Consider the following 14,114-nt stretch of genomic DNA (forward strand, 5'->3'; position numbering starts at 1 on the left):
TCCCTAGAAATAGAAAAAAACACCCGTTTTTCTATCAATAGCTAATTTGGTTAGGTGGATCGGTTTTTCTAATAGTTCGGGGTTTTCAGGTGGTGAATTATTTTCCAGTATTCTCAACGTTTCGATGAGTTCTTCGGTTTTGTCAACATGTTCGTCCTCGTAGTCGTCAATGATTTTTCTTAAAGAGTCGTTAATTGCATCGAATATACCTGATTTTAAAAGCTGTTGGTGTTCTATGGGTGTGAGAGGTAATCGTACCATTTGGTCGTCTGGGCAAGCATTAAGATCAAGTAGGGACATGGCTTCGCCAGTCAAGGGGGCGCATATCAATTTCATTGTGCGTGCTTTTAGTGTTGTATGTTGTATTTGTCTGCTTGATATATATTGAATGTCAAGTGGTAGGGGCGATTCTGGGGGCAGTTCTGCAAAGTCAATATCCCCTTCAAGTGAAATGCAAGCAATCCAATTTAGTTGTCTTTGAAGGATGTACGTATGCTGGGGGATTCTCGAAAAAATTTGCAGTGATTGTAGAAGGTTGCTGACTTTAATTGAATATGCTCGGTCGGTGGAGTCACCGATGAAAGTTATATTGCACTGAGTGGCAGCTTTTATTTTATGCTCTAGTGTTGCTAGCGCAGCCTGCGAAGAGGATAAGCCGATATAAGTGTTGTTGTTGAATGAACTCCAAGCTATTTGACTTCCTGAGAAAGGTACGGCTTCATTTATAATTTTAACAATTAAGTCGTGCTCGGCTTGGGGCGCAATATTGAATTTGATATTGAGTTTCTTGAAGTCTTTGACTATTTCTCCGTCGAGATAACTCATTTTTTCGATCCTGTTGGTGAACTGGAAACACGCTTCTAGGCGTGTCTTAAAAAGTATAATTGGCGCCGTTCCTCTATGAGGTTATCCCTTAATCCAAGCGCCATGTAATTATAGGTGGAATAAATAATATCGAGAGCGCTATTTGTCGTGAATATATCCGTAAACTCCTGTTTCAGATATCTCTTTGATATTTAAGGTGTTGATTGCGTGCGCTAATTTAACTTTGTGCATGGAATGGGATGTCAGTTGAGCAACGCCGTGCGTCTCGGTGTCATAAAATCTGAATGCTAGGCTTTCTTTGTCTGAAAGTATCAATTTTAAGTCGTCTGTTGTGGATATGTTGTTTAAGTGACTTAGTCGCTGCCATAATTGCTCTGGCTGGCTATCTTGCCTTAACATTAAAGTTGCCGAGCTACGGTATCCCTTCAATTTCGCTGGGTCTATGTATTCAGGATTAGAATTTAAATATTCTATTCCTGAGTAGATCAAGGTTTTTTCATGTTTCTTGAATATGTCTTTGGGGCCCGAATTTTTTGAGAAGTCTTTTAAGGTTAAGTATTCGTGTGTCTTACTATATTGTGGAGTCGTTGTGGTATACCACGTCAATATCATTGGCCACTCTTGTGTCAGCAGTGATGCGAAGATGCGCCAGGTTTTCCATACGTTTTCAAAGTTTTGGTTGAGTAGGGAGATCGTGATGTATTCGCGCTCTTCAGTTGGGTGTTGCTGCTCCCAAAGCCATATGCCTGTTTTGAGTATGAAGACTGTGTCCATTAGTCACCTCTTGAAGTAAGTGTGGGAATCGTCGCCTATAGTTAAAGGGACTTTAACTCAGTTGATATTTACCTCGGTATTAAAATGTGGGGCATGATTGCGCTCGTAGCGGGTGACCAACGTAGAGCCATCGTCACCGTATTCGGTCTTTTCCTGCAGATTGCCGTTGAGGTCGTAGGCATACGCGGTGCGCTGACCGTCAAAGCCGGTTTCCTGCTGGATCAGGCCGTTGGGTTGGTAGTCGAGTTGGTAGGTTTCGCCGACTTCGTTTTCGATTTCGGTCAGCAGTAAGCGAACATTGTCGTAGCGATATTTGACCTGGGTGCCGTCGGCGTTGATGCGACGGCTGATCAGGTGCAGGCCGTCGGCGTATTCGTAGCGGGTGACGTGGCCGAGTTCGTCGCGTTCGGCGATGATTTTTCCGTAGGGGTTGTAGCTGAATTCGCGTGTAGCGCCGCCTGGCAATACGAGGCGAATCAACCGACCGACGCAGTCCCATTGATACTGAGTCAGCGCGCCATGTTCATCCTCACGACCAATCTGCCGTCCAAGGTCGTCATAGCGATAGCGCTTAACCCCGCCATTGGGCAGTTGTTCTTCAACGAGCTGGCCACGCTCATTCCACACCAACCGATGACAGCTGTGATCGGGGTACCAAACCCCGGTCAGTTGCCCATGTTTGTTGTAGCTGTAGTCGGTCGCGTTGCCATCCGGATCAATCTTGCGGATGACGTCGCCCTGATCATTACGCTCATATTTCCAGACCGCCTCGCCACGCCTTACAACCCGTACGAAGCCGTTGTCATGCTCGTAGGAGGTCGGCTCATCATCCCCCGGAAACAACGCCACCAAGCGCCCAGCTTCGTCGTACTGATACGCCGTAACCGCGCCCATCGGGTCCTGCTCGACGGTCAGCCGGCCTTTGTCATCGTAGGATTTGAAATGCTCGGCACCGTCCGGATCAATCCGCTGCACCAATCGCGCCCGGTCGTCATGGACATACACTTCCTGGCTGCCGTCGGCGTTATGCACGGTGACGCGCCCGTCATCACCCCAGGCATAGCGCGTGTCCATCTGCGAAAAGCTCGCCCAATGCCGGACACAGCGTGCCGCCTTGCCGGAACCTTCCCATTCCCAAAAGAAACTCGCCCCACCGGCCAACTGTCGCTCAACAATGACGTGCTGATCGTCGTACCGATAACCCTCGCTTTCACCGACGGCATTGGTCGCGCAAACCAGTCGTCCGTCTTCGTCATAGGCGTAGGAAACAACGTTTTGCTCGGTCACCCAGACGTAGGGGGCGCGGCCTGTGGCGCGATGAACCTGGTAGTCCACCGCGACGATGCGATCCAGTTCATAGCGCAACAAAAGCGAGCGACCGACGCCGTTATCCAGCCGCTCAATCCGCCCTGAATAATCACGGCAAATGCGCAGGCGGTTGTCATACGCATCGCTGATCGAAACCAGCACACCGTCGCGAAAGTGATAAAACCGCGACGCCTGGGCCAGCACCAGTTCATCAGGAGCCGAGCCCAAGTAGATCGCCGCTTCCGCCAGGCTATTGGTGATCGCGGGCCGGGCAAATGTGGGCAAGGGCAGGGTGGTCGAGCGGTTCTCATGATCGGTCCATACCACCGAATCACCCGACACACAGAGCCTATGCGCCAGCGAATGACTCCAGCCAAACCCCAACCCACAATCCACTTCTACCGCACTGGTGCGATACAACCGCGTCCACTCAAACGGCAAGATCCCGTCCAGCGCACCGTCGGTAAGGGTCAGTAATTCCTCCCCGGTAACCATCGATACCGGGCAGCCATTAGTGACCGTCTTATCTGCTGGGGCCGCCGCATCCCCCTTCGGATTCGAAGCCACGACAGGCACATCATCCACACGCTCTTTCTGCTTCAGCACCGCGTTCTGCCGCGCCCGCCAGCGCATCTGCATCGTGCCTTGCTTCAGCCCGCCGACCACACCGCGAACCGCCACCGCCTTGTAGCGGTCCACCGCCTGCATGAACCTGGTGAGAATCGCCAGCACACCCTTCACGAAGCCCACGGCAGCCTGAAGAATGTGTGCACCGTACTTGGCCAGGCGCACGCTCAAATACGCCACACCCGCCGCCGGCAATGCGATGGTCAACACTGCGCCAATCACCAGATCAATCAGCAGCGACACCATAAAACCGGCGGCTACCTGCGCGACTTCACCGGGTGGTAACGCGTCCAGCCAGATCATGGCGGTGCGCAGTAACAGGTACAGCGCCGCTTCATCACTGGCGAGCAACATCGCCTGTTCCATGACCTTGGGCGCATCGATGGCGATCTGCGCCAACTTGGCCGCCTCGCTACCCAGCTGCTCGACGTACTTCAGCGGGTCTTCAAGAATTGCCTGTACCCGCTTGATGCTGTCCCACACGTCATGAATTGCCGCCCAACTGCCCGCCAGCACGCCGTTGCCAATCGCGCTGGCAGTAGAGCGTTCCCAGTGCGGTTTGAAGCCATTCCACTGCGACCGAAGCCACTGTTCCAAGTCCGCCGTCAGCCCGGAATAGGAGGCAAACAAGGCGTCAACTTGTTGCGCTGAAACACCCCCCTGAACCCGCACCTGATAGCGCCCGCCAGCGGAACAGTAGTGCGAACCCTTGCCGTGCTCATCGAGCATCACCAGCGTGGAGCTGCCGTCATCCAGGCCGATCACCTCAACCGGGATATCGCCAATCGGCACGTCATACACCGACTCGAACTTGCTCTCGATCTTCAGCACGCCACCCACTGGGCAGCGGGCCACGGTGGAAAAATCCGCGTCGCTAAGGCTTACCGAACGCTGCGAATCCCCAACCCGCAACACCCGGTCCATGCCCAGCAACGACGGCATATCCGCCGCATGACTGACCGAATCCAGCGCCTGCGAATACCAGGCGCCCATCTGCTGGCGGTAGTCCACCAGGCTCTGATGGAAGCCATCCAGCTCATGTTCGATAGAGGCGATGTGGGCAGCGTGGGTCATCCATGACGTCTCGGCAGAAGGCAAGGCGTCGGAGTCTGCCGCAGCGAAAAGCGGCTGGATGAACGGTTTGGAAAATCAGATTGCCCTTACAAAGGGCTAGCAAAAGTCGGCGCTAACTCATGCGCAAGGGCTACTTCAAATGGCGAGGTTACTGATTGACGAACAGTGCCCTTGAGCGTCTTTCAGTTGGGTTTCAAACTCAATCAGCCCCGCCTGCATCCGTTGCAACACGGCGATTTGCGCGGCTAACGCGCGCTTCTTGTTGGCGATGGCTTGGTCCGCCCGGTCCCAAGGAAGGGCATCGCCGTTGTACCCCAGCAAAATCTCCTGCAACTCCTTGAGTTTGAATCCCAACTGCTGGGCACACTTGATAAACGTCAGCCGCTCGACGCTCTGGGCCGTATAAACCCGATAACCGCCCTGACGCTGAGGCTCGGGCATCAGTCCAATCGCCTCATAGTGACGAATCGCCTTGATGGTCGTGCCGGACAACTGCGCGGCTTTGCCGATGTACATGAAAACTCCCTTTTTCAAATAGTGCGCCGGCTTGTTTCAGCCACCGGGCCCGCTGCGTCAGCGTAGAGCCCAGCACCGGCCCGAACAGCAGCGTCTTGCTCAGCGTGATGCCGCATAGCGCCAGCGTGGTGCGACGCATCTGGTGGATGGCCGGCATGCGGTAGACCCAGCGGTAATACCACGCCGGCGTGTCCAGGGTCACTAGCAAGTGCGCGGTTCGGCCCTTAAGCAGTTTGTCGGGAAATGCCTTGCCTGCTCGGTATTTGAAGGCGAAGCCGGGTAGGAAAACTCGGTCGATAAAGCCTTTCATCAGTGCCGGGATACCGCCCCACCAAACAGGGAAAACCCATGTCAGGTGCTCGGCCCAAAGGATGTCGGCTTGTGCACTGAGCAAGTCGGGTTCCAGTGTTTGGACCTGGGTATAACCGTGATGAAGAATGGGGTCGAACCTGAGGTCACCCAGGCGCAGGACGCGTACGTCGTGGCCTGCCGTTTTCGCGGCGTGGATATAGGTCTGCGCGAGGGCTGAACAAAAACTATCGGTGGACGGGTGGCCGAGAATGACCAGGATGCGCTGACTCATGCTGAAGGCTCCTGAAATGGGCGTTCAGGGTAGGGTGTGCCGTATAGGGGAGAGTCAAGGGCCACAGCCAGTGCCAGCAGGACCGTTCCGTAAGGTGCGCAGGACCCTTCCTGGAGTATTCATGAGCCCTTGTGACGGCACGATGGCCTGACTAGCCTGCTGAAAACACAAGAGTAAAAAGGCATGAGCGAAACCGCTATCGGGCTGACCGCGCCTCCTGAGGGCTACAGCGATTGGCTGACAGACCTCAAAGGCCGTATCCATAACGCACAGCAGCGCGCCTCAATCGCGGTCAATCGTGAACTGGTGCTGCTCTACTGGCAGATCGGTTGCGATATTTTGACCCGTCAGAACGATCAAGGCTGGGGTAGTAAAGTGATCGACCGCCTTGCGCAAGATCTGCGCGCGGCCTTTCCCGACATGAAGGGTTTTTCGCCGCGCAATCTCAAGTACATGCGCGCTTTTGCCGAGGCGTGGCCGGATTCGGAATTTGTGCAACAGGCTGCTGCACAATTGCCCTGGGGTCACAACGTGGTGTTGCTCGATAAGCTTCCCGGCCCCGAAACACGTCGTTGGTACATCACCCAAACGATCAAACACAACTGGTCGCGCAACACGCTGGTGATGCACATTGAAAACCGCCTGTTGGAACGCAGTGGCAAGGCCGTCAGCAACTTTGAAAACCACCTGCCCAAGGCTCAATCCGATCTGGCCCGCGAATCCCTCAAGGACCCTTATCGTTTTGATTTCCTCAGCCTGGGCCTGAATGCGCAAGAGCGCGATATCGAAAACGCCTTGATCAAGCATGTCACTGACTTCTTGTTGGAGTTGGGCGCAGGCTTTGCCTTCGTTGGTCGGCAAGTGCTGCTGAATGTAGGCGGCGACGAGTTCTTTGTTGACCTGTTGTTCTATCACTTGAAGCTGCGTTGCTACGTGGTGATCGAGCTCAAGGCGGGCAAGTTCAAACCCGAGCATCTGGGCAAGTTGAGCTTTTACCTCGCGGCTGTGGATGCCGAGTTGAAGCATCCACAGGATGGCCCGACGATTGGCCTGTTGTTGTGCAAGGGTAAAAATGAAGTGGTGGCTGAATATGCACTGCGTGATAACAACCGTCCTATCGGCGTGGCGGAATATCAACTGGTGGAGTCTTTGCCGGCAGAGCTGCAATCCAGTTTGCCCAGCATTGAACAAATTGAGAGAGAGTTGGCGGGGTAGAACCGGCTCAAACACCGCAAGCCTGCTTTTCAGGGCAGGCTTATCGTCACACTCGGCTGACTTACTTCTGCTGTGCAGTCAGCGCCGCATAGCCATTCATCAAGTTGCGATAGTTAGGGATACGCTGGGACAACAGATTCCCCAGGCCTTCAATGTCGTTGCGCCAGTCGCGGTGCAGCTCGCACGCCACCGAGAACCAGTTCATCAACTGTGCACCGGCCTGAGTCATCCGGCTCCACGCTGCTTGCTGCACCGTAGTGTTGAACGTGCCCGAAGCATCCGTCACCACAAACACTTCAAACCCCTCCGCCAGCGCCGACAAGGTCGGGAACGCCACGCACACATCCGTCACCACACCGGCAATGATGATCTGCTTACGCCCGGTAGCCTTGATCGCCTTGACGAAATCCTCGTTGTCCCATGCGTTGATCTGACCAGGGCGAGCGATGTACGGCGCGTCCGGGAACATTTCTTTCAATTCCGGTACCAGCGGGCCATTGGGGCCTTGCTCGAAGCTGGTGGTGAGGATGGTTGGCAAGTTGAAGAACTTGGCCAGGTCCGCCAGGGCCAGCACATTGTTCTTGAACTCATTGGGAGAGAAGTCCTGTACCAGTGAGATCAAGCCGGTCTGGTGGTCGACCATCAGAACGATGGCGTCGTCTTTGTTCAAACGGTTGTAGGTTGCAGTGCTCATGGTTGAATCCTTTTTTATTTAGGTGGGTTAGGCGTTGCGTTCAACATGGGCACAGATTAATGAGTGGCTGCTGGAGGATAAATCGGCTGGGATAGGTAATACCGTCAACTCAAAGGAGACAATGCCGGAGCGGTCACGATGCCTGGGCTTTTTCATGGCCGGAGAAGCATCCGAAAAATCTCACGCGTGAGCTATTGAGTACGACGAACATTGCCTGTAGATTTTCTCACGCGTGAGTTTTTCACAGCGAGGTCAGTACGATGAAAAGCAGCTCTCCATCGAGCCCTGCTGCAGGGCCCGATACCGATTCAGCCAGCCTTCAGGGAGAGCGCTTGAAACAGTCCGCGAAAAAGCCATCGAGCTTTTACATGAAGCAGATGCGCGCGGGCCTGTCGGCCGCCGGGTATGTGAAACACGAGACTTGGGTGCTTCCCGAAAACCGAAGCTTGCTCAAGCAAATGGAGAAACAGCTTCGCCAACCGATCCTGGCTGGCTCATTCATGTCGGAGAATTTCATGAGCGCAGGTACCAACTGGAACATCGATCGCCTCTTCAGCGCGCTTCAGGCCCTGGATGAAGTGACCTCCAACGACATTACGCTTTCTCTCGTCCAAGGTTCCGATTCCAGCATCAAGCTGGAAATGAACGATTTCGGTGGCTTGCCGATTTACATCGCGGTGGTGGGCGAGCAGATCATCGTGGACACCGTGCTGGTCGACGTCGAATCCATCAACGACGTTGCCAAGTTCAATGACGCGGTGCTGCGCAGCCGGGAGATGTTCCCGTTGTCTTCGATCGGTATCGAGTCCATGCCGAACGGGCAGGTGGTCTACAACATGTTCGGCGCGCTCAGCTCCGACTCCAGCCTGACCAACATCGTGACCGAGGTGAAAACCCTGGTCGATAACGTGCAGCGCGCCAGCGAAGCCTTCGAACGTTTCTTCAACTAATTATTCGGGAATATCCAATGACTCAGTCCATCTGGAGCAAATTGTTCACCGCGCTGCGTGGCGGTGCCAATGAAGTCGGCGAATCGATCGTCGACCAACAGGCCCTGCGCATCCTTGACCAGGAAATTCGCGATGCTGACACCGCGCTGGCCAACGCCAAGCGTGAGCTGGTCAGCATCATGGCCAAGCACAAACTGGCGGCTGATCGTGTCGGCGAGTACGACGCCAAGATCAAAGACCTGGAGTCCAAGGCGATGGCTGCTATCCAAGCCAATCGTGAAGACCTCGCCCTGGAAGTCGCCGAAGCCATTTCGACCCTGACCAACGAGCGGGACGTCGAGCAAAAGCAGACCACCGAGTTTGGTGGCTACGCCGAGAGCATGCGCAAAGACATCACCAAGGCTGAGAGCCGGATTAAAAGCCTGCGCCAGCAAGTGGACATGGCCAAGGCTCGCGACAGCGTGCAGAAGGCTCAGGTCAGCGCCTCCATTGCCAGCGGCGGTGCCAACGGCAAGCTGGAAACTGCCGTCGGTACGCTGAATCGCTTGCAGGCCAAACAGCAGCAACGCTCCGCTGAACTGCAAGCCCAGGATGAGTTGGCTGAGGCATCGACGGGGACCGACCTGGAACGCAAGCTCCGCGAAGCCGGCATCACGCCGAACGAAGGCAGTGCCAACGCGATTCTGGAACGTCTGAAGCAAAAGTCGGCCGAGTAAGCGACGCCGTCGAAGGAAGGGCATTTCTGCCCTTCTTTTTTATGTCGAGGTCAGGATGGACGCCTTGAAGGGTTTCAAGACAATCGCAGGCCTGGCCCTCTTCATGGTCGCGCTGCAACTGCTCAATGTAGCGACCGGTTACAGCCTCTTGGCATTCGGGCTGGTCCCGAGAACGCTGCACGGGCTGTTCGGTATCCTCACCTCACCGTTTTTGCACGCCTCCTTTGCTCACCTGAGCGCGAACCTGATTGCCTTTCTGGTCCTGGGCACCCTGGTCATTATCGACGGGCTCAACCGGTTCATTGCCGTCAGCGCAATCGTGATTCTGCTGGGGGGCGCGCTGGTCTGGCTGTTCGGTTTTTCTGGGGTACATGTCGGTGCCAGTGGCTGGGTATTCGGGCTATGGGCCTACCTGCTATCGCGCGCCTGGTTCCACAGAAGCTGGAGCAACCTGATAACGGCCGGTGTGGTGGCGGTACTGTATGGTGGCTTGATCTTTGGCTTCCTTCCTCGGCAGGGCGTTTCCTTCGAAGGTCATCTCTTCGGCGCGTTCGCTGGATTTATTGCCGCCAAGGTACTTCTCTCTGCACCGCGCAGCAGGTTTAATGCCGGATGAGCACACGTGAGCAGCCAGAAGCCGAGGCGATCACGTCGCCAGGAATCCAGTACCCACGGAAGCAGGGATGAAATGTCGATCTTTCTTTTATTGCGCCTGTACGCTTCCTCCCTCTTTCACCGTTTCGGCTGGGCAGGCCTGATCATTGCCTTGGGGGTACACCTGAGCGTGGCTTATCTGGGCCTGGTATTTCTGGGCGAGCAGCACCTCACCGCCCCCGCGACGTTTGTTTACTTCTATCTCACCACCACACTGACCGTCGGCTATGGCGATCTCGCACCGCAGACCGCGGCGGGGCGAATCTTCGTGGCTGCCTGGGTCATGCTCGGGGGCATTGCGCTGCTGACCGCAGCCATCGGCAAAACCACCAGCAGTGTCATTGATGCATGGAGAAAAGGCATGAAGGGCAAAGGCGATTTCACCGGCAAAGTCGGCCATACCGTGCTCATCGGCTGGGAGGGCGCGTCCAGCGAGCGGGTCATAGAGTTGCTGCTTCAAGACGAAACCTCGAACGACAACCTGATCGTGATTTGCGATTGCACCCTCGAAGAAAACCCGATGCCGGGCAAAGCCGCGTTCATCCGCGGTGAAAGCCTGTCGTCCACCGCGTTGTTGCAGCGAGCAGGCGTTCCCGGCGCCGAGCGTGTGCTGGTGCGAACCCCGTCTGACGATCTGACGCTGGCCACCGTGCTGGCGGTGAATCAATTAAGCCCCGTCGGGCATGTGGTCGCCCACTTCAATGAAAGTGAAATCGCCGCACTCGCTAGCTCCTACGCACCCCGCCTGGAATGCACTTCCAGCATGGCGATTGAAATGCTGGTGCGCGCCTCCCAGGATCCGGGCTCGTCCGTGGTCATCAATGAGCTGCTGTGCGTAGGGCAGGGCGCCACCCAATACCTGATGAAATTGCCCGAAGCCTTTGAGGCAACCTTCGGTGAGCTGTACACCCGGATGAAAGAACACCACAACGCCACCCTCATCGGCTATCGCGCCAAAGGTGCTCAGCAACCAGCGATCAATCCGCCCAGCACCACGCGTGTCGAGGGCGGTGAACTCTTCTACATCGCCTCCACCCGGCTCAAGGAAATCTCCCATGGGATGGCTTAAACAATTGATGGGGCTCGAGGCTCCGAAATCCACTACCGACTCGAAAGCGGCTGCCGGCCAAGCACTGCCGGCTACAGGGCCATTGGGCCTGGCACCCGGCAAAGGCCTGATGTTCGACACGAGCCTGAAATTACTACTCGATGAGAAAACCACCGTGGTCATCCCCGGTTCCCAGGAAATCTGGGCCAATGGCACCGTTGACCTCGGGCAGTCGACCTGGCTGTCGCGCTATTACATGAACGACGAAGACTATTGGCTGCAGGTGCACACCACGGGCGACATCGCCGGGCAGGTCGAGTCGGTGATCCTGTTCAACTACCTCAGTTACGTCACCATCAGCAGCGAGGCGGAACTGCGCCGGCTGGCCGGCCCACAGAGCCTGATCGGGCTGCCGACTTACACCCACGACGGCGTCGAGTTTTTCCGCGAGTGGGGCAGCGAAGACGGCCAGACCGAATTGGTGGCGATGAGCGAACAAATAGTCAGCCCGGAGGCCGCCTACAGCATTGAGCACCGTTCGATGCTATACGCACGCGACACCGGCCTGACCGACCGCCGCGAGTTTTTGCTGTTTTCCGTCGAAGAAGACGCTGAAGGCACCATCAGCCTGAGCACTTCGCTGGGCATTTCGCTGTACACAACCGACCTGACTGCGCTCTAAAAAAGGAAGAAGTCCATGCTAGAAGCTCTCTCCATCTCCCTGAACAAAGCTGCCGTGTTCGGCTTTGTCATCTACATCCTGGGGGCTGCGGTACTGTTCGCGCTGTTCCAATTCATCTACACCCGCATCACCCCGCACAAGGAATTCGAGCTGATCCGTGCGGGCAACGTTTCGGCGGCAGTTGCCCTGGGCGGCGCCATCGTCGGTTTCGCCATTCCGGCCAGCAACGTGATTGCCTACTCCATCAACCTCCTCGACTTCGTAGTCTGGTCGGTGATCGCAGCCGTCGTCCAACTGTTGGCATTCCTGCTGACCAGCCTGGTGCTCAAAGGCACGTCCGAGCGCATCAAGAACGGCGAGCTCGCGGCCGGCATCTACGTGGCCGCCGTAGCCATCAGCGTCGGCATGTTGAATGCCGCGTGCATGACGCCTACCCAGAACTGATTGCGCACGGAGCTCCCGATGAAACGAAGCAAGTACGTCCAGCTTTCGCTGGCAGCGTCGGTCGCCATGGCGATATCCGGCTGCGGGCCAACAGAAAAAACCTACGATTTGCAGAAGAAGTACAACTTCCAGTCGGTTCAACAATGCGCCGATGAAAAACTTCCGGTGGACGTCTGCTCGGACGCCTACATGACCGCCATGGCCGAGCATCGCCGCATTGCACCGGTGTACGACAGCCAGGCCGATTGCGATGCCGACTTTGTCGCCGACTGGTGCCAGCAAGACTCCAGCGGCAAGTTCATCCCCAAGCTCGGCGGGTTTGAACTGACTGCCGAAGGCCAGGTGACCCAATCCCAGGTCGACGCCGCCAATGCTCAAGCCAACAACGCTCAGGCGAGCGGCGGCGGCTCAGGCTTCTCCACCACCAGCCTGCTGACCGGCTTGCTGATCGGCAACATGCTGAGCAACAACCGCAACAGCTACCGCTCCGAGCCGGTGTACCGCTACCGCGATGATCGCGGCAACTACGGCAACTCCACGCTCAACCAGCGCGCCTCCAATGGCGCGACCTTCGGCCGCTCCAACCAGGCCCGGTACGGCAGCAGCAATTACACCAACACGCTGCGCTCCGCCAACAAGTCCAGCTCCGTGTCTTCGGCCACCTCCCGTGGCGGCTTCGGCAGCAAAGCCAGCGCCCGCAGCGGCTGGGGCGGCGGCGGGTCGAGCAGTTAAGGAAGGCAGCCATGAAGAAGATCCACTGCGCAGAGCGTCATGACTGGAAACAGACCGCCGACAGCCTCGGCTTTCTGTTCCACACCATCGACGGCGAGCCCTACTGGGACGAAAGCGCGTATTACCAGTTCACGCTCAAGCAAATCGAGCGCGACCTCGAAGACCCGACCACCGAGGTCCATGACATGTGCATGGACCTCGTGGCCAGCGTGGTCCAGAGCGAAGAACTGCTCGAACGCCTGAGCATCCCCGCACCCTTCTACGACATGATCCGCACCTCATGGCTAGAAGGCCACCCGCACCTGTACGGGCGCATGGACTTCTCCTACAACGGCACCGGCCCCGCCAAACTGCTCGAGCTCAACTACGACACCCCCACCAGCCTCTACGAGGCCGCGGCATTCCAGTGGGGCTGGCTCGAGCAATGCATCGAACGCGGCCTGCTGCCCAAACACGCCGACCAGTTCAACAGCATCGACACCAAACTGCACCAGGCCTTCGCCCAACTGCAGATCAACCAGCCGTTCTACTTCGCCTCGATGAAAGACTCGATCGAAGACAAAGGCACCACCGACTACCTGCGGCTGGTCGCGGAAAAAGTCGGCATCGAATCCCGCCACATCGACATCGAAGACATCGGCCTGACCAGCGAAGGCCGCTTCGTCGACCTTCAAGATCGCTGGATTCCCCACCTGTTCAAACTGCATGCCTGGGAGTTCATCTTCCACGAACCCTTTGGTGCCGCCATTGCCGAGAGCGATACGCAGTTTTTTGAGCCGGCGTGGAAATCCATCCTTTCCAACAAAGGCGTTCTGCCGCTGTTATGGGAGTTCAATAAAGGCCACCCGAATTTGCTTGCGTCACACCTGGATACCGACCCCGGTAAAGTCGTGCCGAAGGGCTGGGTGCGCAAGCCGTTCTTCTCGCGCGAAGGCGCCAATATTGAACTGCAAACGGCTGATGGGTTGATCGTGAAAGAGGACGGGCCCTACACGGATGCGCCGTTTATTCTTCAGGAGTTCGCGCCGCTGCCGCGGTTTGGGGACAGTTACACGTTGATCGGGTCTTGGGTGATCGGGGATCAAGCGGCGGGGATTGGGGTGCGGGAAGACGATAGTTTGATTACCAAGGATTCGAGCCGGTTTTTGCCGCATTTGATATTGGATTGAGGCTGGAGCTTAAACGGCCAGCAGGGTTGATCGCTTTCATTTGCAGGACGTTTCCGAGAGAATCCAAACCGCATTGCGCCAGCGGGAATGCGTGACTAGGCTG

The 14,114-nt window shown here is 56.3% G+C and carries 14 protein-coding genes and 1 pseudogene; 9 read left to right on the top strand and 6 right to left on the bottom strand.

Going from position 1 to position 14,114, the window contains the following annotated elements; translation table 11 throughout:
• Nucleotides 1-3: 3 nt before the first annotated feature.
• From JFT66_RS29785 to JFT66_RS14970, 5 genes and pseudogenes are all read right to left on the bottom strand, one after another.
• Nucleotides 4-825, bottom strand: a complete 822-nt coding sequence (locus JFT66_RS29785) for a hypothetical protein (RefSeq protein ID WP_233097104.1) — start codon at nt 823-825, stop codon at nt 4-6.
• A 138-nt stretch (nt 826-963) separates the two neighbouring features.
• On the bottom strand, nt 964-1,599 hold the full coding sequence (locus JFT66_RS14955) for a hypothetical protein (protein ID WP_198859536.1): 636 nt from the start codon (nt 1,597-1,599) through the stop codon (nt 964-966).
• 90 nt (nt 1,600-1,689) lie between these two features.
• Nucleotides 1,690-4,608: pseudogene (locus tag JFT66_RS14960) on the bottom strand (DUF6531 domain-containing protein); the annotation flags it as partial.
• A 135-nt stretch (nt 4,609-4,743) separates the two neighbouring features.
• Entirely contained in the window at nt 4,744-5,124 is a 381-nt protein-coding gene (locus JFT66_RS14965; RefSeq protein WP_080752917.1) for a MerR family transcriptional regulator, read from the bottom strand.
• Nucleotides 5,063-5,707 (bottom strand): NAD(P)H-dependent oxidoreductase, encoded by a 645-nt coding sequence (locus JFT66_RS14970; protein WP_198859537.1) that lies wholly within the window; start codon nt 5,705-5,707, stop codon nt 5,063-5,065. The genes JFT66_RS14965 and JFT66_RS14970 overlap by 62 nt, the downstream gene beginning before the upstream one ends.
• Nucleotides 5,708-5,890: 183 nt before the next feature.
• On the opposite strand from JFT66_RS14970, the gene JFT66_RS14975 reads away from it, so the two are divergent.
• Nucleotides 5,891-6,922, top strand: a complete 1,032-nt coding sequence (locus JFT66_RS14975; protein WP_034117702.1) for a PDDEXK nuclease domain-containing protein — start codon at nt 5,891-5,893, stop codon at nt 6,920-6,922.
• 61 nt (nt 6,923-6,983) lie between these two features.
• Here the strand turns inward: JFT66_RS14975 and ycaC are convergent, their stop codons facing one another.
• Nucleotides 6,984-7,616 carry an isochorismate family cysteine hydrolase YcaC gene (ycaC, locus tag JFT66_RS14980; RefSeq protein ID WP_198859538.1) on the bottom strand — a complete coding sequence of 211 codons (633 nt, stop codon included), beginning with the start codon at nt 7,614-7,616 and terminating at the stop codon, nt 6,984-6,986.
• 368 nt (nt 7,617-7,984) lie between these two features.
• Between ycaC and JFT66_RS14985 the strand changes: the two genes are divergently transcribed.
• The 8 genes from JFT66_RS14985 to JFT66_RS15020 all read left to right on the top strand — a co-directional run bounded on the left by JFT66_RS14985 (nt 7,985) and on the right by JFT66_RS15020 (nt 14,011).
• Nucleotides 7,985-8,566 (top strand): YjfI family protein, encoded by a 582-nt coding sequence (locus JFT66_RS14985; RefSeq protein WP_153839485.1) that lies wholly within the window; start codon nt 7,985-7,987, stop codon nt 8,564-8,566.
• Nucleotides 8,567-8,583: 17 nt separating this feature from the next.
• The gene (locus tag JFT66_RS14990) at nt 8,584-9,282 is read left to right on the top strand and encodes a PspA/IM30 family protein (protein ID WP_034117704.1); all 699 of its coding nucleotides are present in this window, start codon (nt 8,584-8,586) and stop codon (nt 9,280-9,282) included.
• A gap of 55 nt (nt 9,283-9,337) precedes the next feature.
• Complete coding sequence (locus tag JFT66_RS14995) at nt 9,338-9,898, top strand: rhomboid family intramembrane serine protease (protein WP_198859539.1); 561 nt, start codon at nt 9,338-9,340, stop codon at nt 9,896-9,898.
• 72 nt (nt 9,899-9,970) lie between these two features.
• Complete coding sequence (locus JFT66_RS15000) at nt 9,971-11,005, top strand: ion channel (RefSeq protein ID WP_034117706.1); 1,035 nt, start codon at nt 9,971-9,973, stop codon at nt 11,003-11,005.
• Nucleotides 10,992-11,666 (top strand): DUF2491 family protein, encoded by a 675-nt coding sequence (locus JFT66_RS15005; RefSeq protein ID WP_034117707.1) that lies wholly within the window; start codon nt 10,992-10,994, stop codon nt 11,664-11,666. Before JFT66_RS15000 ends, JFT66_RS15005 begins: the two co-directional genes overlap by 14 nt.
• Before the next feature lie 15 nt (nt 11,667-11,681).
• Nucleotides 11,682-12,110: a DUF350 domain-containing protein gene (locus JFT66_RS15010; RefSeq protein ID WP_034117708.1), complete on the top strand. Its 429-nt coding sequence runs from the start codon at nt 11,682-11,684 to the stop codon at nt 12,108-12,110.
• An 18-nt stretch (nt 12,111-12,128) separates the two neighbouring features.
• Entirely contained in the window at nt 12,129-12,842 is a 714-nt protein-coding gene (locus JFT66_RS15015; RefSeq protein WP_198859540.1) for a DUF1190 domain-containing protein, read from the top strand.
• An 11-nt stretch (nt 12,843-12,853) separates the two neighbouring features.
• On the top strand, nt 12,854-14,011 hold the full coding sequence (locus JFT66_RS15020) for a glutathionylspermidine synthase family protein (RefSeq protein WP_198859541.1): 1,158 nt from the start codon (nt 12,854-12,856) through the stop codon (nt 14,009-14,011).
• The last annotated feature ends 103 nt before the right edge of the window (nt 14,012-14,114 follow it).

Source organism: Pseudomonas sp. MF6755, from assembly GCF_016405635.1.
Lineage (GTDB): Bacteria > Pseudomonadota > Gammaproteobacteria > Pseudomonadales > Pseudomonadaceae > Aquipseudomonas > Aquipseudomonas haemolytica.